At 36.7% G+C, this 26,411-nt stretch carries 17 protein-coding genes, 3 tRNA genes and 3 rRNA genes; 16 read left to right on the plus strand and 7 right to left on the minus strand.

The genetic code is table 11. The annotated features are described in order from the left end of the window. Nucleotides 1–5 precede the first annotated feature (5 nt). From FFWV33_RS05460 to FFWV33_RS05475, 4 genes are all read right to left on the minus strand, one after another. A complete protein-coding gene (locus FFWV33_RS05460) occupies nt 6–494 on the minus strand; it encodes an IPExxxVDY family protein (RefSeq protein WP_108739976.1) in 489 nt (162 codons plus the stop codon). A 113-nt stretch (nt 495–607) separates the two neighbouring features. Further along, complete coding sequence (rnc, locus tag FFWV33_RS05465; RefSeq protein ID WP_108742465.1) at nt 608–1,351, minus strand: ribonuclease III; 744 nt, start codon at nt 1,349–1,351, stop codon at nt 608–610. 8 nt (nt 1,352–1,359) lie between these two features. Beyond that, a complete protein-coding gene (gene fabF, locus FFWV33_RS05470) occupies nt 1,360–2,613 on the minus strand; it encodes a beta-ketoacyl-ACP synthase II (RefSeq protein WP_108739977.1) in 1,254 nt (417 codons plus the stop codon). Between the two features lie 179 nt (nt 2,614–2,792). Next, complete coding sequence (locus FFWV33_RS05475) at nt 2,793–3,029, minus strand: acyl carrier protein (RefSeq protein WP_007137004.1); 237 nt, start codon at nt 3,027–3,029, stop codon at nt 2,793–2,795. Between the two features lie 177 nt (nt 3,030–3,206). Between FFWV33_RS05475 and purN the strand changes: the two genes are divergently transcribed. The 10 genes from purN (at nt 3,207) to FFWV33_RS05525 (ending at nt 15,436) form a co-directional block, all read left to right on the plus strand. After that, entirely contained in the window at nt 3,207–3,770 is a 564-nt protein-coding gene (purN, locus tag FFWV33_RS05480; protein WP_108739978.1) for a phosphoribosylglycinamide formyltransferase, read from the plus strand. A gap of 14 nt (nt 3,771–3,784) precedes the next feature. Then, complete coding sequence (gene rnhA / locus FFWV33_RS05485; RefSeq protein WP_108739979.1) at nt 3,785–4,264, plus strand: ribonuclease HI; 480 nt, start codon at nt 3,785–3,787, stop codon at nt 4,262–4,264. Between the two features lie 73 nt (nt 4,265–4,337). After that, nucleotides 4,338–5,261, plus strand: coding sequence for a PfkB family carbohydrate kinase (locus FFWV33_RS05490; protein WP_108739980.1), 924 nt, complete (start codon nt 4,338–4,340; stop codon nt 5,259–5,261). 78 nt (nt 5,262–5,339) lie between these two features. Beyond that, nucleotides 5,340–7,238, plus strand: a complete 1,899-nt coding sequence (locus tag FFWV33_RS05495; protein ID WP_108739981.1) for an amidophosphoribosyltransferase — start codon at nt 5,340–5,342, stop codon at nt 7,236–7,238. Between the two features lie 2,675 nt (nt 7,239–9,913). Further along, nucleotides 9,914–11,427: ribosomal RNA gene (locus FFWV33_RS05500) — 16S ribosomal RNA — on the plus strand. 140 nt (nt 11,428–11,567) lie between these two features. Then, nucleotides 11,568–11,641: transfer RNA gene (locus FFWV33_RS05505), tRNA-Ile, on the plus strand. Between the two features lie 89 nt (nt 11,642–11,730). Next, a tRNA-Ala gene (locus FFWV33_RS05510) sits at nt 11,731–11,804 on the plus strand. 186 nt (nt 11,805–11,990) lie between these two features. Next, nucleotides 11,991–14,895: ribosomal RNA gene (locus FFWV33_RS05515) — 23S ribosomal RNA — on the plus strand. Nucleotides 14,896–15,045: 150 nt separating this feature from the next. Further along, a 5S ribosomal RNA gene (rrf, locus tag FFWV33_RS05520) occupies nt 15,046–15,155 on the plus strand. The 16S, 23S and 5S rRNA genes sit together here with 3 tRNA genes alongside, the layout of an rRNA operon. 195 nt (nt 15,156–15,350) lie before the next feature. After that, nucleotides 15,351–15,436 (plus strand) — tRNA-Leu (locus FFWV33_RS05525). Nucleotides 15,437–16,227: 791 nt separating this feature from the next. Here FFWV33_RS05525 and FFWV33_RS05530 read toward each other — a convergent pair. Continuing rightward, complete coding sequence (locus FFWV33_RS05530; protein ID WP_108739982.1) at nt 16,228–16,836, minus strand: superoxide dismutase; 609 nt, start codon at nt 16,834–16,836, stop codon at nt 16,228–16,230. A 523-nt stretch (nt 16,837–17,359) separates the two neighbouring features. After that, nucleotides 17,360–18,040, minus strand: coding sequence for a ComF family protein (locus FFWV33_RS05535; RefSeq protein ID WP_108739983.1), 681 nt, complete (start codon nt 18,038–18,040; stop codon nt 17,360–17,362). Nucleotides 18,041–18,134: 94 nt separating this feature from the next. Between FFWV33_RS05535 and FFWV33_RS05540 the strand changes: the two genes are divergently transcribed. The 5 genes from FFWV33_RS05540 (at nt 18,135) to FFWV33_RS05560 (ending at nt 24,139) form a co-directional block, all read left to right on the plus strand. Then, the gene (locus FFWV33_RS05540) at nt 18,135–19,673 is read left to right on the plus strand and encodes a glycine--tRNA ligase (RefSeq protein ID WP_108739984.1); all 1,539 of its coding nucleotides are present in this window, start codon (nt 18,135–18,137) and stop codon (nt 19,671–19,673) included. A 364-nt stretch (nt 19,674–20,037) separates the two neighbouring features. Next, a complete protein-coding gene (locus FFWV33_RS05545; protein WP_108739985.1) occupies nt 20,038–20,862 on the plus strand; it encodes a LytR/AlgR family response regulator transcription factor in 825 nt (274 codons plus the stop codon). Nucleotides 20,863–21,044: 182 nt separating this feature from the next. Beyond that, complete coding sequence (locus FFWV33_RS05550) at nt 21,045–21,314, plus strand: 3-oxoacyl-ACP reductase (RefSeq protein ID WP_108739986.1); 270 nt, start codon at nt 21,045–21,047, stop codon at nt 21,312–21,314. A gap of 100 nt (nt 21,315–21,414) precedes the next feature. Next, complete coding sequence (locus tag FFWV33_RS05555) at nt 21,415–23,451, plus strand: tetratricopeptide repeat-containing sensor histidine kinase (RefSeq protein ID WP_108739987.1); 2,037 nt, start codon at nt 21,415–21,417, stop codon at nt 23,449–23,451. A 4-nt stretch (nt 23,452–23,455) separates the two neighbouring features. Then, a complete protein-coding gene (locus tag FFWV33_RS05560; RefSeq protein WP_108739988.1) occupies nt 23,456–24,139 on the plus strand; it encodes a response regulator in 684 nt (227 codons plus the stop codon). A gap of 70 nt (nt 24,140–24,209) precedes the next feature. On the opposite strand, the gene thiL is transcribed toward FFWV33_RS05560, so the two are convergent. After that, complete coding sequence (thiL, locus tag FFWV33_RS05565; RefSeq protein ID WP_108739989.1) at nt 24,210–25,256, minus strand: thiamine-phosphate kinase; 1,047 nt, start codon at nt 25,254–25,256, stop codon at nt 24,210–24,212. 151 nt (nt 25,257–25,407) lie between these two features. Here thiL and FFWV33_RS05570 point away from each other — a divergent pair, with 151 nt between their 5' ends. Continuing rightward, nucleotides 25,408–26,337, plus strand: a complete 930-nt coding sequence (locus FFWV33_RS05570) for a 1-phosphofructokinase family hexose kinase (protein ID WP_108739990.1) — start codon at nt 25,408–25,410, stop codon at nt 26,335–26,337. The last annotated feature ends 74 nt before the right edge of the window (nt 26,338–26,411 follow it).

Raw genomic sequence — 26,411 nt, forward strand, 5'->3', positions numbered from 1 at the left:
TGTTGTTAGAAAATTAAATTGTTTTTTGATTTAATTTGATTCGTGTCCACGGCATAAGCAGTTTCTATCTCCTCAATTGTATTTAGTTTTTGTTTTATATTTTCGACAGTCAAACTATCGTTCAAGTTTTCAATTTTTAAAAAATAATCTGCTTTTTTAAATTCAGGTAGCAAATAAACCTTAGTAGCAACTTCCATCGTCATCTCTGAAAATAGATCTGGTGATACATGTTGGTTTTCATGAATGACCTCATTTACATTTTGAATCAGATTCCATACCACTTCATTTTCATCATCATGGTAATAAAACCTGCAAAAATAAGTGTCCCCAGATTTACTGTGTATTTGAACATCTTCACTGCACATACTTAAATTGATGGGCAGTCTTTGATTAATAAAATACGCTAGTCTGTAATTTTCTAAAGACGTTCGAATAGCAATCAAGCAATAATCTATTTCGTCAAATTCACCAATATTTAATTTATGAATAGCCATAGTGATTTCAAATCAAGATGTAAATATAACATTTCTATCTAAGTAAAAGGACTAGCCTAGGTATCATTTTACAAAATTAGGAGCGCAAACGTTGTAGTTTTAGTGCTTTATTCCTACTTTTTATCCATTTGAGATTGAAACGCGAAGTAAGCGCGTTGCGATGCTTTTTCTTCAGCCTTCTTTTTTGAGGTTGCTCTTGCTTTTGCAATTACTTTATCGTCAATACTCAATTTTACACCAAACAGTCGCTGACCATCAATAGCATTATCTTCGAAAATGTCATAGTGGAAAATTCGTTTTTCTTTTTGACACCATTCGATTACTAAGCTTTTATAACTAATCACTTTGCCTTCTAATCTCGAAATATCTACGTAAGGTTCAACCACTCTTTTTTGAATGAATTTCTCGCAGTATTCATATCCTCTGTCGAGGTAGATAGCTCCAACAAGAGATTCAAATATATTTCCGTGTATGTTTTCTCCAAAATGATTTACGGGCACTTTGCTCTGTACAAACTGAATTAAGTTTAAGTCTTTGCCTAATTCATTTAAATGCTCTCTACTCACAATTTTTGATCGCATTTTGGTCAAATATCCTTCATCGCCAAGAGGTGCTTTTTCGAATAAGTGTCCTGCAATAACAGCACTCAACATCGCATCTCCCAAAAACTCTAAGCGTTCATAGTTAATCGGGTTCCCATCTGCAGATAATTTGTTGATGGATCGATGTGTAAATGCTTTTTGGTAGTGCTCTATATTTTGAGGTGCAAATCCTATAATTTTCTGGATAGCTTCAAAAAAAATCCCGTCTTCGCTAGGACGACGGGATTTAGAAAATATTTTTTTGAAAATACTCATAGTAAAAATTACAATTCTAATTTTTTCATCAATACACAAGCATTGTGCCCACCAAATCCAAATGTGTTACTCATAACGACCTTCATGTCTCGTTTTTGAGCTTTATTAAACGTGAAGTTTAATTTTTGGTCAATACTTTCATCATCTGTAAAATGATTGATAGTTGGAGGTATAATTCCATGTTTCATAGAAAGGATCGTCGAAATTGTTTCTACAGCTCCTGCGGCACCCAAAAGGTGACCTGTCATAGATTTTGTAGAATTCAAGTTCATGGTATAAGCATGCTCTCCAAAAACTTGTAAAATTGCTTTTGATTCTGCAATATCTCCAAGAGGTGTTGATGTTCCGTGCATGTTTACACCGTCTACATCTTCAGGTTTTAAACCTGCGTCTCTCAAACAGTTTAGCATTACATTTCTAGCTCCAATCCCTTCAGGGTGTGGCGCCGTGATATGGTGCGCATCTGCAGACATTCCACCACCACCTACTTCGCAGTAAATAGTCGCTCCACGTGCAATAGCGTGTTCATATTCTTCAAGGATTAATGCTCCAGCTCCTTCTCCTAGTACAAATCCGTCTCTGTCCTTGTCCATAGGTCTTGAAGCAGTCGTAGGGTCGTCATTACGTGTTGATAACGCATGCATAGCGTTAAAACCTCCCATACCTGCAATAGTGACAGCTGCCTCAGATCCACCTGTTACCATGATATCTGCATGACCCAAACGAATGTAGTTGAAAGCATCTATAATTGCATTTGTAGAAGATGCACAAGCAGAAACAGTTCCAAAATTAGGACCTCTAAAGCCGTATTTAATCGAAATATGACCACAAGCAATATCACCAATCATTTTTGGGATAAAGAATGGGTTGAATTTTGGCGTTCCGTCTCCCGCAGCAAAATTCAATACTTCAATTTGAAAAGTTTCTAATCCACCAATTCCTGATCCCCAAATCACACCAGCACGATCTTTATCAATCGTATCCATGTCAAAGTTGGCATCTCTCATAGCTTCATCGGTCGATACAACAGCATATTGTGCGTAACGGTCCATTCTTCTAGCCTCTTTACGATCAATAAAATCTTCTACATTAAAGTTTTTTAACTCGCATGCAAATTTTGTTTTAAACTTCGAAGCATCAAAATAAGTAATAGGAGCAGCACCGCTAACCCCATTAATTAGTGAGTTCCAAAATTCTTCAACCGTGTTTCCTATAGGAGTAAGAGCACCTAAACCTGTAACAACAACTCGCCTTAATTCCATAACTGTATATTTTATTGTCTTAAAACAAATAAAACCCACCCTTTTTTACTGTAGTATTACAAAAAAGCAGTGGGTGATATTGTATATATCTTAATAGATTGAAAATCAATCTCTATTTACATAATTTTCAAATAATAAAACACCCGTATACATGTATATGCATACGGGTGTGAAATTTATTATTTTTTAGCTTCTTCGATATAAGAAATAGCTTGACCAACAGTAGCAATGTTCTCTGCTTGATCATCTGGAATTTGGATATCAAATTCTTTTTCGAATTCCATAATAAGCTCAACTGTGTCTAACGAATCAGCTCCTAAGTCATTAGTGAAGCTTGCTTCTGTTACAACTTCGTTTTCGTCAACGCCTAATTTGTCTACGATAATCGCTTTTACTCTTGATGCAATGTCTGACATAATCTTTAATTTTAGAATTTAATTTGACCGCAAAAATAAAAAACTTTATTTTAAAACAATCAATATGTTGATAAATGTGTGAACTAATTTATAAAATAAATTTAAACAAAGGACTATATAAGTTATTTATTTTCATTTTTTATTCCGTTTTTTGCGATATAAATAATGTGACTAATGATGAAAAAAATTGTGATTTTCGCCTCTGGTTCGGGGTCTAATGCTGAAAATATTATTAAATATTTCAATTCTAATGAAAAAGCCGAAGTTGTGGGGGTTTTTACAAATAACCCAAAAGCAGGTGTAATTGAACGTGTAAAAAAGTTGCATATTGATGCCCTTGTTTTTTCAAAAGAAGAGCTTTTTGAAGGTAAAATCTTAAGTTCACTCCGTGATTTACAACCAGATTTAATCGTTTTAGCGGGTTTTCTATTAAAATTCCCTGAATCAATCATAGCAGAATTCCCTAATAATGTCATTAATGTTCACCCTGCTTTGTTGCCAAAATTTGGAGGAAAGGGAATGTATGGAATGAATGTACACAGAGCTGTAGTCGAAAATAAAGAAACAGAGTCAGGTATTACAATTCATTATGTCAATGAAAACTATGATGAAGGAGCTATAATTTTCCAAAAGAGTTTTGCGATTAATTCAAGTGATACTGCCGAAGATGTAGCGGATAAGATTCATGACTTAGAATTCAATAATTTTCCAGTAGTAATTGGTCAAGTTTTAGGACTATAATAAAATCGTTTGGTATGAACTACGACGTACATATATACACAGACGGCGCTGCAAAAGGAAATCCTGGTAATGGAGGTTATGGCGTTGTGATGGAGAAGCCAGGTACACCCTATAAAAAAGAGTTTTTTGAAGGCTTCCGTCATACGACCAATAATCGAATGGAATTGCTAGCCGTAATAGTGGGGCTAGAAAAATTGAAAAGCCCTAATACTAAAGTACTGGTCGTTTCAGATTCAAAGTACGTTATTGATTCTGTAGTGAAAAAATGGGTCTTTGGATGGGAGAAAAAAGGATATACCGGGAAGAAAAACCCAGACTTGTGGAAACGGTTTTTATTAATTTATAGAAAACATCAAGTTGATTTCAAATGGGTAAAAGGACATAATAATCATCCTCAAAACGAAAGATGTGACCAATTAGCCGTTATGGCTTCACAAAGTCCTACGCTTTCTGTAGATGCTTTTTACGAAAAAGAAGAAGCAAAACTTTTATAGAAACTTTAAACTAATAATATTTTAAACTTATAAACTAAAGTTTATCTTTGCACCTTAATTCGAAATTTGCAAAATGAACAAATTATTGATTGTTGGTACAGTCGCTTTCGACGCCATCGAAACTCCTTTTGGTAAAACTGATAAAATATTAGGTGGAGCAGGGACTTATATAGGTCTTTCAGCTTCTTTTTTTAACCTTCAATCGGCTATCGTTTCTGTAGTAGGAGATGATTTTCCTCAAGAGTATTTAGATTTATTAACATCTAGAAACATTGATATATCAGGACTTGAGGTTGTCAAAGGTGGTAAAACCTTCTTTTGGAGCGGTCGTTATCACAATGACTTGAACTCAAGAGATACATTAGATACTCAATTGAATGTATTGGCAGATTTTCAGCCAAAAGTTCCTGAGAACTATAAAGACTCAGATGTTGTAATGTTAGGTAATCTTCACCCTCTTGTACAAAGTGGCGTTTTAGACCAATTAACTTCAAAACCAAAACTAGTAGTTTTAGACACTATGAACTTTTGGATGGATTGTGCGCTACCTGAATTGCTTGACGTAATTAAGAGAGTAGACGTAATCACAATCAATGACGAAGAAGCAAGACAATTGTCTGGTGAATACTCATTGGTAAAAGCAGCAGCCAAAATTCAAGAAATGGGACCACAGTATGTAGTCATCAAAAAAGGAGAACATGGCGCTTTGTTGTTTCATAATAAAGAGGTGTTCTTTGCACCGGCTTTACCATTAGAAGAAGTCTTTGATCCAACAGGAGCAGGAGATACTTTTGCAGGAGGATTTACAGGATACATCACGCAGAGTGAAAATGTATCTTTTGAGAATATGAAAAATGCTATTATTTATGGTTCCAACTTGGCATCGTTTTGTGTGGAGAAATTTGGAACAGAGAGAATGGTAAAGTTGGATAAGGAAGAGGTTGTTTCGAGATTGAAGCAATTTAAATCCCTGACACAGTTTGATATAGAATTATAGTGCTTGAAAGTCCCATGAATTGGGGCTTTTTTGTTTTATAAAACCCTTTAAAATAATAATACTACAAAATATACTGCAATGAGCGACGCATTAAAACACGAGTGTGGAATAGCATTAGTTAGGCTTCTTAAACCGCTTGAATTTTATAAAGAGAAATACGGTACTGCATTTTACGGGATACAAAAAATGTATCTTATGATGGAGAAGCAGCACAATAGAGGACAAGATGGTGCTGGTTTTGCTAGCATAAAATTAGATGTTGAGCCAGGTCAAAGATATATTAGTAGAGTGCGATCTAATCAGGCACAGCCAATTCAAGATGTTTTCGCTCAAATTAATGAAAGAATCAATGAGGAGATGGCCAATCATCCTGAATATGCTGATGATGTTGCCGCGCAAAAAGCAAACATCCCGTATCTAGGAGAATTGTTTTTGGGTCATGTTCGTTATGGTACGTTTGGTAAAAATAGTATAGAAAGCGTACATCCATTTTTAAGACAAAGTAACTGGATGCACCGTAACCTAATTTTGGCAGGTAACTTTAACATGACAAATGTAAAAGAGTTGTTCCAAAACTTAGTAGAGTTAGGGCAACACCCAAAAGAAATGGCGGATACAGTTACCATCATGGAGAAAATCGGGCATTTCTTAGACAAAGAGGTAATGCAATTATACCAAGATTGTAAAGCTGAAGGGTTCAATAAACAAGAAGCTTCGCCAATTATAGCAGAACGACTTGATGTAGCAAAAATATTGGCACGTTCAGCTAAAAATTTAGATGGAGGTTATGCAATGGCTGGATTACTTGGTCATGGTGATGCTTTTGTTTTTAGAGATCCTGCCGGAATCAGACCTGCATATTTTTATCAAGATGATGAAGTGGTAGTGGTAGCATCTGAGCGTCCGGTAATTCAAACGGTATTTAATATACCTTTCGAAAAAGTACAAGAAATTGATCCAGGTAGTGCTTTAATTATAAAGAAAGACGGAACAGTATCTATGAACGAAATTTTGACGCCAACCGTTAAAAAATCATGTTCTTTTGAGCGCATATATTTTTCTAGAGGTAGCGATGCCGAAATTTATCAAGAAAGAAAAACCCTTGGTAAGTTAATTTTACCAGCTGTTCTTGACGCCATTGGTGAAGACACAGACAATACCGTGTTCTCATACATTCCGAATACTGCAGAAACGTCCTTTTACGGATTAGTAGAGGCAGCACAAGACTTCTTGAATCAAAGAAAGAACGATTATATTCTTGAAAACCGTCACACACTTACTGAAGATAGTTTGAAAGAATTATTGAAAGTGAAGATTCGTACAGAAAAAGTAGCGATAAAAGATGCCAAACTACGAACCTTCATTACAGAAGATAGTAGCCGTGACGACCTAGTTGCTCACGTATACGATGTCACCTATGGAGTAATCAAACCTAGTGATAACTTAGTAATTATTGATGATAGTATTGTAAGAGGTACAACTCTAAAAAAGAGTATCATCAAAATGATGGATCGATTAGGACCAAAACGCATAGTAATCGTTTCGTCAGCACCACAAATACGTTTCCCAGATTGCTACGGTATCGATATGGCAAAATTAGAGGGGTTGGTAGCTTTTAGAGCGGCACTCGAACTTTTGAAAGAAAGAAATATGTACCATATTGTAGACGAAGTGTACAAAAAGTGTAGAGCACAAGAAAATTTTAAAGATGTAGATATCGTAAATTATGTAACCGCAATTTACGAACCGTTTCAACCACAAGAAGTTTCAGATAAAATTGCTGAGATGTTGAGTTCTCCAGAAATCAATGCCGAAGTAAAAATTATATTCCAAACCGTAGAAGATCTACATGTAGCATGTCCTAAAAATCTAGGTGACTGGTATTTTACAGGTGACTACCCAACACCAGGAGGTAATAGGGTGGTTAACAGGGCTTTCATGAATTTTTACGAAGGAAAAGATGCTAGAGCCTACTAGGTTTTAGTAAAAAATGTCATTAATCGGGTTTATGAGTTGTTTGTCTGAAATGTTTGTTTTCAGCGACATACTATTATACTTTTGAAGAACCATAACATTAGTAGGTTAAGTTTATGGTAGATTTGGGGCAAAAAGGGTGGAAGCAATTCCACCTTTTTTATTGGAATAAAGTGAGGTAAAACATTTATATAAAAATCATCTTAAACGATTTTTAGTTTCCCACAAAACAAGTCTTCGGTATCGCTAAGTTTAGTAGCAGTACATCCAGTTTTTCATTTGTTAATTCAGTCCCGTTATCCGCTCCAATCTTTTTCGCGGCCAAAAAAAAGCCTCAAAAAAGGATTTCCACTACTACCGGGGCTAGGAGGGAAGTATAGTTCTTCTTTGTTAATATCCTAAAGCACTATTTCAAACTACACTATATATATGTAAATGGTTTCAAGTAGTAATGTTTACACTTGTATGGCAGTTCATTTTGTATGTCATAGAAAAATGTCAAGTACATTATACTGATTTGAATAGATCAGTCAGCTTTTTGGTTATCGAAGTATTGATAGACTACTTGTTGACAGATATAAATTTTTCAATAGTTAGATGTGTAAATTATAAATCCATCTTTTTTGTTTTCTTGGATAAATTTATAAGGCACTAACACCGATTGTTCTAAACTACAATGGTTGTTACCTCTCTTTCTATTTAAGCATTATTCTGGTCATGAAACTTCAGAATTGGGATTAGTAACTATTCTAGTTATAAATCATTCTAGGTTATATTTAATGGTTTTGGTGAATTTAGCTGCTTGGCGTTACAGGTAGTGTATGTATGTATGTATGTATGTATGTATGTATGCTAGGTGAACGTTTATGAAGCCACATGTTATTAATAGTATCCAATTTCAGCTTACAGGCACCTTCATATAATGTAATTAAATTTTCTAATGCCGTTAGGCATGGCATATAGGTAGCAAAAAAATATTTACGACATCAAGGTAGTGCCGTAGGTACGATATATAATCCAGAAGGCAGATTTGGGATTTCATTTCTAGTCACATTCATCTTAATATACTGTGTGTAGAATAATGCTGCTTGATATCATTTATAGTTGTAGTAAGTTCAAAAGGTTTACACGCGACAATATGTTAACTACAATTCGCCACTGGTATAATTAATGCCGTTAGGCATGACATATCGGTAGGGAAAAAGATTTAGTTCATGAAGGTAGTGCCGTAGGTACGATATATAATCCAGATGGTAGATTTAGGATTTCATTTCTAGTCGCATTCATTTTAATGTACTATGTGTAGAATGATGCTGTTACATATCATGTATAGTTTATAGTAGGTACAAAAGGTTTACATACCGCAAAACATTAACTACAATTCACCAGTGTTATAATTAATGCTGTTAGGCATGACATATCGGTAGGGAAAAAGATTTAGTTCATTAAGGTAGTGCTGTAGGTACGATATATAATCCAGATGGTAGATTTAGGATTTTATTTCTAGTCGCATTCATTTTAATGTACTATGAGTAGAATGATGCTGTTACATATCATATATAGTTGTAGCGAGTCCATGAGGTTAGAGCGCAACGATATATTAACTACAATTCACCATTGGTATAAGCAATGCCGTTGGATATGATATATTGGTAGATAAAAAATATCAGTTCATTTAGGTAGTGCCGTAGGTAGGTATATTATTTCTAGTCGCGTTCATTTTAATGTACTGTATATAGGATAACGCTGCTAGATATCATATATAGTTATAGTAGGTACAAAAGGTTTACATACCACAAAACATTAACTACAATTCACCATTGGTATAAGCAATGCCGTTAGGCATTATATATTGGTAGACAAAAAAGATTTAGGTCATCAAGGTAGTGCCGTAGGTACGATATAGTGTAACTGAAATACATTTCCCCTCTAATCAACTTCAAATAAGTATATAAGCAGCATAATAATAGCTGTGAGACCTATAATATTTATAGAATCAGAAGCAATACAAGCTAGAAATGCCATACAATAAAGCTAATCCAAGAATCAAAACCGCCCAATCCAACAAAACTCAAACAAAGAAAACAATAAAACCACCCAAAATAAACTCTAAATTCGCACAAAAGCAAAAAACGTTAAAACTCAAAGTTCAGTTTTCCAGCTAATTAAAAAATAGATTAAAAAAAGGTTAAGAAAAAGTATTGAATAACGGGGAAGACTCACTACTTTTGCACCCGCAACAACGAACAAGTTCACTGACACACTGGCAAGCATTAGGGATATAGAGGAAGAAATTCTTCTAAAAAAAATATCAAATAAAGCTTGTGAGATTAAAGTAAACGAATTACTTTTGCACCCCGCAGAATGAGACAAGTTATTTGAAAGACTGGTAAGAAGAATAAAGAAAACGAGATTTAGGTCTTGAAAAAAAACTTTAAATTTTTCTTGCGAGAAACGAAATAGTTTTCTACTTTTGCACCCGCTTCGAGAGACACACAATGTGAGTCAATTGAAACGGAAAAACAAGATAAGAACACGTTCCTAGACATATTGAATTGACAGCCGTTTTAAGAGAGATCTTAAAACAAAAGAATAAGAGTAATAGAATCGAGAGATTTTAAAAAACCACTAGACCTTCAGTCAAAAATAAATAGTCCGCCACGGCGGACAAATAATATACGATGAAGAGTTTGATCCTGGCTCAGGATGAACGCTAGCGGCAGGCTTAACACATGCAAGTCGAGGGGTAGTTATCTTCGGATAATGAGACCGGCGCACGGGTGCGTAACGCGTATGCAATCTACCTTTCACAGAGGGATAGCCCAGAGAAATTTGGATTAATACCTCATAGTATAGCTGAACCGCATGGTTCTACTATTAAAGATTTATCGGTGAAAGATGAGCATGCGTCCCATTAGTTAGTTGGTAAGGTAACGGCTTACCAAGACTACGATGGGTAGGGGTCCTGAGAGGGAGATCCCCCACACTGGTACTGAGACACGGACCAGACTCCTACGGGAGGCAGCAGTGAGGAATATTGGTCAATGGGCGCAAGCCTGAACCAGCCATGCCGCGTGCAGGATGAAGCATCTATGGTGTGTAAACTGCTTTTATACGAGAAGAAACAACGCTACGTGTAGCGTCTTGACGGTATCGTAAGAATAAGGACCGGCTAACTCCGTGCCAGCAGCCGCGGTAATACGGAGGGTCCAAGCGTTATCCGGAATCATTGGGTTTAAAGGGTCCGTAGGCGGTCAGATAAGTCAGTGGTGAAAGCCCATCGCTCAACGGTGGAACGGCCATTGATACTGTCTGACTTGAATTATTGGGAAGTAACTAGAATATGTAGTGTAGCGGTGAAATGCTTAGAGATTACATGGAATACCAATTGCGAAGGCAGGTTACTACCAATATATTGACGCTGATGGACGAAAGCGTGGGTAGCGAACAGGATTAGATACCCTGGTAGTCCACGCCGTAAACGATGGATACTAGCTGTTGGAAGCAATTTCAGTGGCTAAGCGAAAGTGATAAGTATCCCACCTGGGGAGTACGAACGCAAGTTTGAAACTCAAAGGAATTGACGGGGGCCCGCACAAGCGGTGGAGCATGTGGTTTAATTCGATGATACGCGAGGAACCTTACCAAGGCTTAAATGTAGATTGACCGGTTTGGAAACAGACTTTTCGCAAGACAATTTACAAGGTGCTGCATGGTTGTCGTCAGCTCGTGCCGTGAGGTGTCAGGTTAAGTCCTATAACGAGCGCAACCCCTGTTGTTAGTTGCCAGCGAGTCATGTCGGGAACTCTAACAAGACTGCCAGTGTAAACTGTGAGGAAGGTGGGGATGACGTCAAATCATCACGGCCCTTACGCCTTGGGCTACACACGTGCTACAATGGACGGTACAGAGAGCAGCCACTGGGCGACCAGGTGCGAATCTACAAAACCGTTCTCAGTTCGGATCGGAGTCTGCAACTCGACTCCGTGAAGCTGGAATCGCTAGTAATCGGATATCAGCCATGATCCGGTGAATACGTTCCCGGGCCTTGTACACACCGCCCGTCAAGCCATGGAAGCTGGGGGTGCCTGAAGTCGGTGACCGCAAGGAGCTGCCTAGGGTAAAACTGGTAACTAGGGCTAAGTCGTAACAAGGTAGCCGTACCGGAAGGTGCGGCTGGAACACCTCCTTTCTAGAGCCTTAATTGTTAGTTACGTAAGTGACACGTTAGGGAAAGAGACGAAAAGAGAAAGTGGAAAGAAAGATTGAGAATTTATTACTCTTGCTGTTAATTTAAAAAAATTGAATTAAAAAGAAATTTAAGAATAAGAGTGTCTCGTAGCTCAGCTGGTTAGAGTACTACACTGATAATGTAGGGGTCGACAGTTCGAGTCTGTCCGAGACAACTATTTACACTTAAAGGAAATTTTAGAAGTTGAGAATGTATGAGATATGAATTCATAACTCAAAACTAATAACTCATACTTAAAAAATTGGGGAATTAGCTCAGCTGGCTAGAGCACCTGCCTTGCACGCAGGGGGTCAACGGTTCGACTCCGTTATTCTCCACAAAAACAGTAAACAGTCACGGTTTACAGTATGCAGGTAACTGCTTACTGATACTGAAAGCTGAAAACTGATTTAAAGTTCATTGACATATTGAGATAAGAAAAGTAAAAAATAAGTAGAAAGCGTTTTTTCTAATTTATTAGAAAAGACAAACAAAAACGGTCTTAATTAATTTTAAGATTGGTACAATAAGCAAAATAAGGGCGTATGGGGGATGCCTTGGCTCTCAGAGGCGATGAAAGGCGTGATAAGCTGCGAAAAGTTACGGGGACAAGCACACATTGATTGATCCGTAAATTCCTGAATGGGGCAACCCACTAGATTGAAGATCTAGTACACCGATAGGTGGGCAAACCCGCTGAACTGAAACATCTAAGTAGGCGGAGGAGAAGAAAACAAAAGTGATTCCGTAAGTAGTGGCGAGCGAACGCGGATTAGCCCAAACCAATGTTGTTACGGCAATGTTGGGGTTGTAGGACCACGACATTTTATGTATGAAGAATTAGAATCTACTGGAAAGTAGAGCCAAAGAAGGTGATAGCCCTGTATAAGTAATGAATATAATAGATAGTGGTATCCTGAGTAGGGCGGGACACGAGAAATCCTGTCTGAATTTGGCGGGACCATCCGCTAAGGCTAAATACTCCTGAGAGACCGATAGTGAACCAGTACCGTGAGGGAAAGGTGAAAAGAACCGTGAATAACGGAGTGAAATAGATCCTGAAACCATACGCTTACAAGCGGTCGGAGCCCTTTCGTGGGGTGACGGCGTGCCTTTTGCATAATGAGCCTACGAGTTAACGTTGCTGGCAAGGTTAAGTGGTTAAGCCACGGATCCGTAGCGAAAGCGAGTCTGAATAGGGCGCTTTAGTCAGTAGTGTTAGACGCGAAACCGTGTGATCTACCCATGGACAGGTTGAAGCTTTGTTAACCCAAAGTGGAGGACCGAACCCGTTGACGTTGAAAAGTCTTGGGATGATCTGTGGGTAGGGGTGAAAGGCCAATCAAACTCGGAAATAGCTCGTACTCCCCGAAATGCATTTAGGTGCAGCGTTATGCGTAAAGTTATATAGAGGTAGAGCTACTGATTGGATGCGGGGGCTTCACCGCCTACCAATTCCTGACAAACTCCGAATGCTATATAATGTTTCATAACAGTGAGGGCTTGGGTGCTAAGGTCCAAGTCCGAGAGGGAAAGAACCCAGACCATCAGCTAAGGTCCCCAAATATATACTAAGTTGAAAGAACGAGGTTTGTCTGCATAGACAGCTAGGATGTTGGCTTGGAAGCAGCCATTCATTTAAAGAGTGCGTAACAGCTCACTAGTCGAGCGGACGAGCATGGATAATAATCGGGCATAAGTATATTACCGAAGCTATGGATTTACAATTTATTGTAAGTGGTAGGGGAGCATTCTCACAGGGTTGAAGGTGTATCGTAAGGTATTCTGGACCGGTGAGAAAAGAAAATGTAGGCATAAGTAACGATAATGCGGGCGAGAAACCCGCACACCGAAAGACTAAGGTTTCCACAGCTATGCTAATCAGCTGTGGGTTAGTCGGGACCTAAGGCGAACCCGAAAGGGACAGTCGATGGACAACGGGTTAATATTCCCGTACTACTGTTAACTGTGATGGGGTGACGGAGTGATGAAAGTGCCGCGAACTGACGGAATAGTTCGTTGAAGTACCTACCTATAAGGCCCGCAGGCAAATCCACGGGCTTTGGGGAAATACGATAGTACTCGGCGTCTTCGGACAAAGAGATAGTGCACCTAAGGGCTTCCAAGAAAAACCTCTAAACTTCAGGTTAATAGTACCCGTACCGCAAACCGACACAGGTAGTCGAGATGAGAATTCTAAGGTGCTCGAGAGATTCATGGCTAAGGAATTAGGCAAAATAGACCCGTAACTTCGGGAGAAGGGTCGCCAGCAGCAATGCTGGCCGCAGTGAAGAGGTCCAGGCGACTGTTTATCAAAAACACAGGGCTCTGCAAAATCGTAAGATGAAGTATAGGGCCTGACACCTGCCCGGTGCTGGAAGGTTAAGTGGAGATGTTATGGGTTTACTCAGAAGCATTGAAATGAAGCCCCAGTAAACGGCGGCCGTAACTATAACGGTCCTAAGGTAGCGAAATTCCTTGTCGGGTAAGTTCCGACCTGCACGAATGGTGTAACGATCTGGACACTGTCTCAGCCATGAGCTCGGTGAAATTGTAGTAACGGTGAAGATGCCGTTTACCCGCAGTGGGACGAAAAGACCCTGTGCACCTTTACTATAGCTTAGTATTGACCTTGGACAAATGATGTGTAGGATAGGTTGGAGACTGTGAAGTGGCGTCGCTAGGCGTTGTGGAGTCATTGTTGAAATACAACCCTTTGTTTGTCTGAGGCCTAACTCCGCGATGCGGAGGACATTGCTTGGTGGGTAGTTTGACTGGGGTGGTCGCCTCCAAAAGAGTAACGGAGGCTTCTAAAGGTTCCCTCAGTACGCTTGGTAACCGTGCGAAGAGTGCAATGGCATAAGGGAGCTTGACTGAGAGACATACAGGTCGATCAGGTACGAAAGTAGAGCATAGTGATCCGGTGGTTCCGCATGGAAGGGCCATCGCTCAAAGGATAAAAGGTACGCCGGGGATAACAGGCTGATCTCCCCCAAGAGCTCATATCGACGGGGGGGTTTGGCACCTCGATGTCGGCTCGTCACATCCTGGGGCTGGAGAAGGTCCCAAGGGTTGGGCTGTTCGCCCATTAAAGTGGCACGCGAGCTGGGTTCAGAACGTCGTGAGACAGTTCGGTCTCTATCTACTGTGGGCGCAAGAAATTTGAATGGATCTGATTCTAGTACGAGAGGACCGAATTGGACAAACCTCTAGTGTATCTGTTGTCACGCCAGTGGCACCGCAGAGTAGCTACGTTTGGAAGGGATAAGCGCTGAAAGCATATAAGCGCTGAAAGCATATAAGCGCGAAACCCACCATAAGATGAGATTTCTTTTAAGGATCGTGGGAGATGACCACGTTGATAGGCTATAGATGTAAAGGCAGTAATGTCATAGTCGAGTAGTACTAATAATCCGTAAGCTTATGTACACCTTTTCCCGGCCCCTAACCCCTAAAGGGGAATAAAAGGTCGGGAAGAAACTTTCTAGTAATACAATTAAATTTTCTTTATCTCAGTATGTTAAGATATTATGTAATGTTGATTAGCAATTAGCTAGTTTACCCATTGCAAAACGACCTTAAGGTGGTTATTGCGGCGGGGCTCACCTCTTCCCATCCCGAACAGAGTAGTTAAGCCCGCCTGCGCAGATGGTACTGCAGTTATGTGGGAGAGTATGTCGTCGCCTTTCTTTAAAGAACCCTGATTCATTCGAATCAGGGTTTTTTGTTTTATAAGATAATGAAGTATTGCGGGAGCCCTCGCAATAGCTATCGGGACTAATCGGGGGTCCTCGCCTTTCTTTAGAGAACCCTGGTTCATCCGAATCAGTGTTTTTTGTTTTATAAAAGATGTAAAGTTCCAAAACTATACTTTATCAAATCCTGCTCGGATGGTGAAATTGGTAGACACGCTGGACTTAAAATCCAGTGAACAGTAATGTTCGTGCGGGTTCAATTCTCTCTCTGAGTACTAGAAACTTCAATTAGTCTTCGCCAATTGAAGTTTTTTTCGTTTACACCAAGTTTTTTAATGAGAGTAGTTACGTTATGAAATTCGATATAAAGCAAATATTTTGGAAATGCTAGTGGTTTAGGTTTTAATTTGTTTTAAACGGTTTTAATTTATTTTATTAATCAAAGGGTGCTTTAAGTAGTTTTGGTTCGTAATACGTAGTGAAAGTAATAGCTAAATTGGTTAGCTCGTGTATTGCAGTCGATTCTAATATTATTGGTTTGATCCCTATTCTTAGATACTTTTATATTGTATGCTGTTATATAAGTATGATTAACTTTGGTGTTTCTACTTTTTCTTTTAAAAACTGCATCCACAACCATGTACAATTATTTTGCTAAGCGTAAACCATTAAAATCATTAAAATCATCGAATTCTGATATTGCTGTCGTTTAAGTGATTTTGCTTTCAAATTAGGTTTTTCTCTTTTTTTAAAATAAATACCATCTATCTTCAGAGGACATCTGTTGACTTGTACTGCTACACATGTCCTATCTGTCATCTATAAGTACGAAAACATACGATTGTGACAATAGTTGATTGATGTAGTCGAATCATCTAGTGATATTGAAGTGCATTGCTGTAGTTCATTCAATATTTTATGTGATCTTTTGTTGATTTTTATTAGTTATAATTAATTTGTTAATTACATGTTCTTTGCTATTAGGCATAAAAAAAGTCGAATGAACAAAAAATGTCCATTCGACCTTATAAAATTTTAAGTAGATCGTAAACAATGCTACTTTTATTTATTTTTCAGAAGCATATCTTCTTGAAACTTCAGTCCAGTTAACAACGCTAAAGAAAGCTTCGATGTAGTCTGGTCTTCTGTTTTGGTAATGTAAGTAGTAAGCATGTTCCCATACATCCATTCCTAAGATTGGAGTTCCTCCACAACCAACACCCGGCATAAGTGGATTGTCTTGATTTGGTGTTCCGCAAACATCTAGTTTTCCTCCTTTTTGAACACATAACCATGCCCATCCTGAACCGAATTGAGTTGCACCTGCTTTGCTAAATTTAGCTTTAAATTCTTCAAAAGATCCAAAAGCAGCTTCGATTGCTACTAATAAATCTCCAGTTGGTAAACCTCCTCCGTTTGGAGTCATAACTGTCCAAAACAAGTTGTGGTTGTAAAAACCTCCACCGTTGTTTCTTACTGCACCGTTACTCATATCTAGATTAATCAAAATATTTTCGATAGTTTTTCCTTCCATATCTGTTCCTGCTACTGCAGCGTTAAGATTGGTTGTATATGCATTGTGGTGCTTTGTATGGTGTATTTCCATAGTTCTAGCATCAATATGTGGTTCTAAAGCGTCATACGCATAAGGTAATTGTGGTAATTCAAAAGCCATAATGTATCTTTTTTTAAGTGATTATTTATTTTATATTCAAATTTATGGAATTATGTTCATAATCTCATGAATTATGCTGTTATAATTTTTATAAACAATTTTTAATTTGTATCAAATTGATATAATTTTTTATGTTTATTGATAAATTTGTTCTTGTCGTAGATAAATTTTATATTAATTCATTAGTGTAAATAATTATAAATTGTTCTAATGTTAAAGTTTGTGCGGATTTAATCTACACGACTATCCTATTTAACGTTCGTTTTCTTTAAATTATAATTAGTAGCAGTTTTTATAAGAGTGTAGGACTATGAAGTGGATTAAGTACTAAATAATTATTTAAAATGAAGAGACAATTCGAGAAGCTGCTCTATTATCTGTTAGACTACTTAGTTACATGATGGTTGAGCGGGGAACAGTTCAATTGAACATTAGTATTTTAAATAGTATAGTAGTTTAGAGGACGTTCAAGAATGTGTTTACTTTGATAGTTTTGCGAGGCAACAATAATAATTGCATACTTCTATTGCGCCATTGCCATAGTAATAATACTAATTTTGACACCTGGAATTTTTTGCAAAGCAATGCAACATGCTTCTAATGTTGCTCCTGTAGTAAGAACATCATCAACAAGTAAAAAATGTTTATGGTGTTGGTCTTCGCTATAAACAACGTCAAAAGCGTTTTGAATACCTTCAGATCTGGCCAATAGATTTTTTTTGGATTGTGTTTGTGTGTATTTTGTTCGAATTAAAATAGTATCAATATATTTTGTATTCAGCCCATTTGCTATGGTTTGCCCAAAGGTAGTTACTTGGTTATAGCCACGTGATCGCAATTTTTTTGGATGAATTGGGACTGGTATAACGGCGTCGATAGTGAATAATGCAGGAATTTTTTTTAGATCAGATAGGTACCATTCGCCAATAAAGGTTCCAATCTCTTGATCTCCGCGGTATTTTAAGTTATGTATTAGCTCTTGTACAATTCCTTTTTTATGAAAATAGAATACAGCCGAAGCGTGCTGAAGATCAATTCGGCCATAAAATTTGCCCATAGCTTCATTATCTTCCATTGAGTGGTGTTGTGTTACGGGAATTTCGTGTCTGCAAATAGTGCAAATGATCTCCTCGTTGGGTAGCAACAAATTCTTGCAACCCGTGCAGATTGGCGGAAAAAATAAATTCAGAAGCGATTTTAACATATAAGAATGTAATTAAATATAAAAATATGAAAATCAATGCTTCAATCTTTATCTATTTTCTTTTTTTTAAGTTCACTTTTCATATTTTTGCATCATGGCAAAACAAGAAGATATTTTTAAGAATGTAATTTCGCATGCAAAAGAGTACGGATTTATTTTTCCGTCAAGCGAAGTTTACGATGGTTTAAGTGCAGTATATGATTATGCACAAAATGGTGTTGAATTGAAAAAGAACATCCGTGAATATTGGTGGAAATCCATGGTACAGATGAATGATAATATTGTAGGCCTTGATGCTGCAATATTAATGCATCCAACTACTTGGAAAGCTTCTGGTCACGTTGATGCTTTTAACGATCCATTAATCGATAATAAAGATTCCAAAAAAAGATATAGAGCAGATGTATTGGTGGAAGATTATGCTGAAAAGCTTAATGTAAAAGCTAAGAAGGAAATCGAAAAAGCGAGAACTCGTTTTGGAGATGCTTTTAACGAACAAGAATTTATCACTACCAATGCGCGTGTAGTGGAATATCTAGCCAAAGAAAGAGAAATTCTCGAAAGACTGGCAAAAGGTATGAGTGAAGATCTTGCAGATGTAAAGGCTTTAATCGAAGAATTAGAAATTGCCGATCCAGAAACGGGTTCAAGAAACTGGACAGACGTTAAGCAGTTCAATTTGATGTTTGGAACCAAATTGGGAGCTTCTGCAGATTCTGCGATGGACTTGTATTTACGACCAGAAACAGCTCAAGGTATTTTTGTAAACTTTTTGAATGTGCAAAAATCAGGAAGAATGAAAGTTCCTTTTGGTATTGCTCAAACCGGAAAAGCATTTAGAAACGAAATTGTTGCAAGACAATTTATTTTCCGTATGCGTGAATTTGAACAAATGGAAATGCAGTTTTTTGTGCGTCCAGGAGAAGAAATGAAACATTATGAATATTGGAAAGAAACCCGTTTAAAATGGCATTTGTCGTTAGGACTTGGTCAAGCGAACTACCGTTTTCATGATCACGAAAAATTAGCGCATTATGCTAATGCTGCGGCTGATATCGAGTTTAATTTCCCGTTTGGATTTAAAGAATTAGAAGGAATCCATTCGCGTACTGATTTTGATTTAAAAGCACACGAACAACATTCGGGTAGAAAACTACAGTATTTTGATGCCGAATTAAATAAGAATTATGTTCCTTATGTAGTTGAAACTTCATTAGGATTGGACAGAATGTTTTTGGCAGTATTTGCTACTTCTTTGCAAGAAGAGGTGTTGGAAGACGGATCGTCTAGAACAGTATTGAAATTACCATCGGTATTGGCTCCTACAAAAGCGGCAGTCTTACCATTGGTTAAAAAAGACGGATTGCCTGATATTGCACATCAAATTATTGATGATTTGAAATGGGATTTCAATGTAGCGTATGATGAGAAAGATGCAGTGGGTCGTCGTTATAGAAGACAAGATGCACTTGGAACACCATTTTGTATTACTGTGGATCACCAAACGATAGAAGATCAAACGGTGACTATTCGTCATAGAGATTCTATGAAACAAGATCGTGTAGCAATAGCTGATTTGAAATCAATTATTGAAAATGAAGTTTCGATGAAAAATTGGTTGATGAAAATGTAATCATTTTTGAAAAGCTCGATAAAAGGCTCTCCTAAACGGAGAGCCTTTTGTGTTTTTTGTCATATTTTGTAAGGAATAATTACAAACACAGAATACTAAAGAAGGGCTGTTTTTGTTCTTAGACGGATTTATTTACTGTTTAGCAATCAGTATTCGTAGTTCATCGATTTCTAATGTTAAGTAAATAATAAAATAAGTTAAATGTTTATTTTTAGCTTGCTGAAAAGTCGTTTTTTATGATAATAAAACAATTTTTTAGTCGGTTTCCCCAAAACTGCTATTTTTTATATCCTAATTAATGGTTTGAAGTGGTTAAACACTTCGAGGGGCTCCACTAGGCCTAACCAATTAGGAAATACCACAAATGAACTATTCGTATATTATTATTGACGACAATCATGAAAGTTCTTTAGAAACGAAAGCTGTCGCAGATGGTTTTTCGAATCTTTTATTTTTGGGCATGGCTGATACATATAACGATGGTTTGAATTTGATTTTAGAACAACATCCTGACCTTGTTTTTTTAGAAATAGATCCTAAAAAGAAGAAAAGTAATTTGTCATTGCATCTTATTAATGAATTGTATCGTTTTCTAAAAGTTGTTCCTAAAATTATTATTACTACTTCAAAAAAGGATTTAGCCTTTGACGCTATCCAATACCAAGTGACGGATTATATGCTTAAACCCGTTGCAAGAATTGATCTTACCAAATTGGTCTTGAAATTAGATAAAGCTACAGGTACGCAGGTAGTAGAACGCATTACAGACAGTAAGAAAACGGCATTGCCTACCAATATTGTATCCGAAGAGTATAAAGAGGTTGTAAACGAAGTAAACCGACCAATGGTGTTATGTGTTAAGTCCTATGGAGATCATCGTTATATTGACTCAAGAGACATCACCTATCTTCAGGCAGACAACAATTCTACAGATATTCATTTGATTAATGGTGAGATGATAACCGCATTCAAAACCTTGAAGAATTTTGAGAGTTTGTTGTCCTATCCATTTGTACGCATTCACAACAGTTACATTGTCAATAGCCATAGTATTGCTAGAATCCACACAGGCAACTCAGTTTGTTATATTCGAAATACAACCATAAAACTACCTTTCTCCAAATCGTATAAGTCCAATGTAGATTTCATTATTGGCCAAATTGCTAGCGGAAATTACCTCGAAATCTAAAAAATAGATCACTTACCCAGATTTGAATACCATTGACTATCAAACTGCCTCATTCTACCATTGAAGGCCCATTTTTTATTGTTAAAGCAGCTTCTCTGTGTAGATTTACAAAAGGATAAGGCGGTAAACGTCAGACACTTAAAAAATGTAAAATAATATAATAATATAAAAACCCCAAAATTATGAAAAAAGCAATTTTAGCCTCAGGATTATTTTCTTTAGTAATGGTATTAAGCTCTTTTACAACTGTAGAAGCAACATCAAATGTAGAAGTTGGTGGTAATAAAGTGGCTATCGCTGGGCAAGGAGCTACTAGTAAAATGAAATTTGATATTGCTGGACAAGGAGCGACAAGTAAAATGAAGTTTGATATCGCTGGGCAAGGAGCTACTAGTAAAATGAAATTTGATATTGCTGGACAAGGAGCGACAAGCAAAATGAAGTTTGATTAATTGAATATTTTGTATCAAATAAAAAAAGCCACCGTAATCGGTGGCTTTTTTTATTTGCATAACATTAATTTACTATTTTTGATTTAAATCAAAAATATAATTGAAAAAGTCACTTCTATTAGTATTTACTTTAATCTTAATTTGCTGTTCAAAGAAAAAAGAAGTTCGTAATTTCGAAAATCCTATTCATGATAGTGTAAGCAGTTATTTTGTTTTATCTGATGATCAGACTTTGTCAAAAAATGAACGGTTTGGTGCAAATAGCAAAGCTCTTGAAATTGTATTGAGTCAAAAAAATGACTCAATACATCGTGTTTCTTTAGTTCGGATTGCTAACCGTTTCTATAATTTAAATAGTCTTCCAAGTTATGAGAGCACTGTTCGAGTATTAATGAAAGAATCCATTGATGCTAAAGATTCTTTGTATTTGGCTAAATCATATTCTTATTTAGGAGATTATTATGCTGAGATTTTACAGCAAGATAGTGCCTATAGTTTCTATTTTAAAGCTGAAAAACTTTTTTCTGCACTAGATGATCACTATAATTTGGGGCGAACTCGTTTTAATAAAGCTAATTTACTATATTTTCTAAACGATTACACTGGGAGTGAGTCAGCAGTATTTAATGCCTTGCGAGTTATTAAAGGTAAAGAAGGAAAAGATTTGTATTTTGATTGCTTTAACTTACTGGGTATAATCTATAATGACCTTGGTGAGCATAAAAAAGCTATTGAGTTTAATAAAAAAGCTTTTAATAGTATTGACGATAAAGTGAATAATCCTATTGGCCAACCTAGGGCGATGTCTTTAAATAATATGGGGCTGGTTTATCAATTTATGAAAGACCATAAAAAAGCATTGTTTTATTTTGAAAAAGGATTAAAGGAAAAGAATCTATTATTAAATCAACCCTCCGTTTATGCTATGTTGCTTGATAACTTGGCATATTCACGATTTAAGGTGGGTAGTTCCAAGAATGTAATAAATTTTTTCTTCAAAGCTTTAAAAGTCAGAGAGGAATATGATTTGCAAAATGGAGTTGTTGTGAGCAAAATGCATCTTTCTGAATTTTATGATTACAATAAAAACAGAAGTAAAGCCATTCAGTTTGCAAAAGAAGCATTACATACTGCAAGAGGAATGAATATTAAACGCTCAGTTTTAGCACCTCTTAAGCAATTGTCAATCATTGACCCACCAAATGCTGCGGCATATTCTTCTGAGTATCTTCATATTAGTGATAGCGTACACCTGGCTGAACGCAAAATTGGCGAGAAATTCACTCGAATAGAATACGAAACCGACAAAATAAAAGACGATTATTCTGACCTTGAAGATAAAAATCGTAATTTGATCTATATCTTCAGTTTCTTTGCTATCTTGGGCTTGTTTTTTTATATAATAAAAATTCAAAGGGCCAGACACAGAGAGTTACTCTACAAGCAAGGTCAGCAACAAGCCAATGCAGAGATATATAACCTGATAATCAATCAACAAAGTAATATAGATGCTAATCGAGTAATCGAAAAAAAGCGTGTTGCGCAAGAATTACACGATGGTGTTTTGGGTAGAATGTTTGGTGTTAGAATGAATTTGGAGGGCTTAAATAGCTTTCAAGATGAACTAGCCGTTACCCAGAGAAAAGAGTATATTATTGAATTGAAAAAAATTGAACAGGACATTCGTGAAATTTCTCATGAAATGAATAGGGAAAAATCAGAATTAATTAATAACTTCGTCGCTATCGTTAATAATCTGTTTGAAGAACAACGAAAAACTTTTCAAACTAAACTTGTTACAACTATTGATAGAACTATCAATTGGGAATTGGCCTCTAATATTGTGAAGATTAATTTGTATCGAATAATACAAGAATCGTTGCAAAACTGTAATAAATATGCCAAAGCCAAAACGATAAAGGTTGAATTAAAAAAAGTAGATGGTGATATTCATTTACTGATTTCGGATGATGGAGAAGGCTTTAACATGAAAGTGTTAAAAAGAGGAATAGGCTTGAGAAATATGATTTCAAGAGCAAAGGAATGTCAAGGAAACTTGAATATTCTATCTAATGAAGGTGATGGAACAACGATCACCCTTGTAATACCACTAGAACAAAAACAAATACCAGCATAAATAGATGACTATTGAATCAGTTACTAAAATAAATAAAAAAATATTAATTGTTGATGATCACCCATTCATTATTCAAGGATATAAGAACGCCATAACAAGATACATGCCCGACAGTTTTGAGTATTCAATCGCTGAGGCAAAAGATTGTGAAACAGGGTATTATGCCATTACTGATCCTGAGGCAGATTTTGATATTGCCTTCCTAGATATTAGTATGCCATCTTTTGAAACCAAAAGTTTATACTCAGGAGAAGACTTGGCTAAGTTGATTAAGGAGCATATGCCAGAGTGCAAAATTATTATGTTAACGATGTTTACCGAGTTTTTAAAATTAAAAACCTTGATAAACAAAGTCAATCCCATTGGATTAGTAATCAAAAATGATTTAACCTTTGATGAATTAATATATGCTTTTGACCGCGTAATAAAGGGAAAGCAATATTATAGCAAATCCATTAAAGAGATGTTGGAATCTCACGATAATTCAATAGAAATTGATTTATTCGATAAGCAAATTTTGTTTCATATGTCTAAGGGAACAAAAATCAAAGATATGCCCCAATTTATTCCTATTTCTCAAAACGCTATAGAATCACGTTTGGTTAATTTACGAGAATTACTAGACGTTGTAGGTGGTAGAGACAGTGATTTGGTTAAAATTGCAAAAACTAAAGGCTTACTATTTTAGCCTAAAAATAATTAAAAAGCCGCTAATTCAATACAATTGAACTAGCGGCTTTTTTTATGGAGTAAGTACCTTATTCCGTTAAGGCATTCCAACCTCTAGCTTTTAAAGGGATTTTTGTATTAGCTCTAGTCACCAAATGTATACCTTCACTTTCCTGTACCATATGTCCTATGATAGAAAAGTTAGGATTTGCTTTGATTTTTTCAAAATCCTCCATGGCGATTGTGAAAAGTAATTCATAGTCTTCGCCACCATTAATAGCCACTGTTGTACTATCAATATCAAACTCTTCGCAAACGCTGATTAATTGAGGATCAAGCGGTAATTTGTCTTCGTACAGGTTACATCCAACATTAGATTGCTTACACAAATGCATAATCTCAGATGACAATCCGTCTGAAATATCAATCATAGAAGTTGGCTTAATCTCAAGTGCGTGCAACAACGTACGTACATCCTTGCGTGCCTCTGGTTTTAATTGTCTTTCAATTAAATAAGTATATAAATCTAGGTCTGGCTGCGAATTTGGATTTACTTGAAAGACTTGCTTTTCTCTCTCTAATACCTGTAACCCCATGTAAGCAGCTCCAATATCACCTGTAACAACAAGTAAATCGGTAGCTTTTGCGCCATTTCGATACGTAATTTCTTCTTCATCTGCTTCGCCCAAAACGGTAATACTAATGATTAATCCTTTTTGTGAAGAGGTAGTGTCACCACCAATTACATCCACTTTGTACTCGTTTGCAGCAAGTGTAATACCAGCAAATAATTCTTCTAATGCTTCCAATGGGAAACGGTTTGAAACCGCAATCGAAACAGTGATTTGAGTCGCTTTGGCATTCATGGCACAAATATCAGATACATTGCTTACCACTGCTTTATAGCCTAAATGCTTTAATGGCATATAAGCCAAATCAAAGTGAACACCTTCAATCATTAAGTCGGTAGACACAACTACTTTTTTGTCTTTAAAATCTAGCACAGCAGCATCATCTCCAATACCTTTTAAAGTAGAGGGTTGGTTGATTTCGAAATTTTTGGTTAGGTGGTCAATAAGACCAAATTCTCCCAATTGGGCAATACTTGTTCTTTGCGGATTTTTATCTTCTATCATGAGTTTATGTATCGAATGAGTTTTTAGAGTGTTAAACTAAAACAATTTTAATATAAAATTGAGACTGCAAATATACAAAGAAATAGTAGCTATAAAATTTATGGTTATTGGGTATTTTTTTGCATCTTTAAGTTATAAAAATATAAAGATTATGAAGCCAGTTGATATAGTTACTCTTACCGTGAATCCAGCGTTAGACAAAAGCACTCATTTTAAAGGTTTGGTTGCCGAACAAAAGATTCGTTGTGCCGAACCACGATACGATGCAGGAGGAGGAGGTATTAATGTGTCGAAAGCAATTGCTCGTTTAGGTGGATCTTCTCTAGCGATTTATACCTCGGGTGGTGCAACAGGTAAAATACTAGAAGATTTGGTAAGGGCAGAAAAAATAGATTCTCAAACAATAGCTGTTAAATCATGGACCCGAGAAAGCTTTGTTGCTGTAGATGAGCATACCAATTTGCAATATCGTTTTGGCTTTTCTGGAGGAAAAATAGAAGATAATGAAGTACAGTCCGTATTAAAAGCAATTGAGGATCAGCCGTCAAAGTACCTTGTTGCAAGCGGGAGCTTAAATGAGGGATTGACTACAGATTTCTATCAAAAAGTAGCACAGATTGCAAAGAATAACGGATCAAGATTGATTGTAGATACTTCAGGAGAGGCTCTTTCGAAAATTATTGAAGTAGGTGCTTATTTGATTAAACCTAATGTGGGTGAGTTGGCAAAACTGATTGGTGTAGAAAAATTGGAGATGGAAGAAGTAGACCATGCTGCAAAAGAAATTATTGCCAAGGGCGGAGCCGAGATTGTAGTGGTTTCACTAGGTCCGCAAGGCGCCATGTTGGTAACTGCTGATGCGTGTGAGTATGTACCTGCGCCAAATGTAGCCAAGAAAAGTACGGTTGGAGCGGGAGATAGCATGGTAGGCGGAATCACTTGGGCTTTGTCACAAGGCAAAAGTTTGAAAGAGGTTATACGCTGGGGTGTAGCCTGCGGCTCTGCAGCGACTATGAATGAAGGGACACAATTATTCAAATCAGAAGATGCTCAACGACTATTTGATTGGGTTTCGAAATAAAAAATAGCTGTTACAATACCAATTATAAAACCACTTAGCAATTGAGGATTGAGAAATCGTTGGTGCTAAGTGGT

Origin of the sequence: Flavobacterium faecale, from assembly GCF_003076455.1 — a bacterium.
In the GTDB taxonomy this organism is placed as follows: Bacteria; Bacteroidota; Bacteroidia; order Flavobacteriales; family Flavobacteriaceae; genus Flavobacterium; species Flavobacterium faecale.

Excerpts from the sequence above, each read along its gene's own strand:
- FFWV33_RS05475 (WP_007137004.1), bottom strand. The coding sequence starts at position 3,029 with ATGTCAGACATTGCATCAAGAGTAAAAGCGATTATCGTAGACAAATTA.
- FFWV33_RS05560 (WP_108739988.1), top strand. The coding sequence starts at position 23,456 with ATGACTATTGAATCAGTTACTAAAATAAATAAAAAAATATTAATTGTT.
- fabF (WP_108739977.1), bottom strand. The coding sequence starts at position 2,613 with ATGGAATTAAGGCGAGTTGTTGTTACAGGTTTAGGTGCTCTTACTCCT.
- FFWV33_RS05495 (WP_108739981.1), top strand. The coding sequence starts at position 5,340 with ATGAGCGACGCATTAAAACACGAGTGTGGAATAGCATTAGTTAGGCTT.
- FFWV33_RS05460 (WP_108739976.1), bottom strand. The coding sequence starts at position 494 with ATGGCTATTCATAAATTAAATATTGGTGAATTTGACGAAATAGATTAT.
- thiL (WP_108739989.1), bottom strand. The coding sequence starts at position 25,256 with ATGATAGAAGATAAAAATCCGCAAAGAACAAGTATTGCCCAATTGGGA.
- FFWV33_RS05540 (WP_108739984.1), top strand. The coding sequence starts at position 18,135 with ATGGCAAAACAAGAAGATATTTTTAAGAATGTAATTTCGCATGCAAAA.
- FFWV33_RS05490 (WP_108739980.1), top strand. The coding sequence starts at position 4,338 with ATGAACAAATTATTGATTGTTGGTACAGTCGCTTTCGACGCCATCGAA.
- FFWV33_RS05550 (WP_108739986.1), top strand. The coding sequence starts at position 21,045 with ATGAAAAAAGCAATTTTAGCCTCAGGATTATTTTCTTTAGTAATGGTA.
- purN (WP_108739978.1), top strand. The coding sequence starts at position 3,207 with ATGAAAAAAATTGTGATTTTCGCCTCTGGTTCGGGGTCTAATGCTGAA.
- FFWV33_RS05570 (WP_108739990.1), top strand. The coding sequence starts at position 25,408 with ATGAAGCCAGTTGATATAGTTACTCTTACCGTGAATCCAGCGTTAGAC.
- FFWV33_RS05545 (WP_108739985.1), top strand. The coding sequence starts at position 20,038 with ATGAACTATTCGTATATTATTATTGACGACAATCATGAAAGTTCTTTA.
- FFWV33_RS05535 (WP_108739983.1), bottom strand. The coding sequence starts at position 18,040 with ATGTTAAAATCGCTTCTGAATTTATTTTTTCCGCCAATCTGCACGGGT.
- rnc (WP_108742465.1), bottom strand. The coding sequence starts at position 1,351 with ATGAGTATTTTCAAAAAAATATTTTCTAAATCCCGTCGTCCTAGCGAA.
- FFWV33_RS05530 (WP_108739982.1), bottom strand. The coding sequence starts at position 16,836 with ATGGCTTTTGAATTACCACAATTACCTTATGCGTATGACGCTTTAGAA.
- rnhA (WP_108739979.1), top strand. The coding sequence starts at position 3,785 with ATGAACTACGACGTACATATATACACAGACGGCGCTGCAAAAGGAAAT.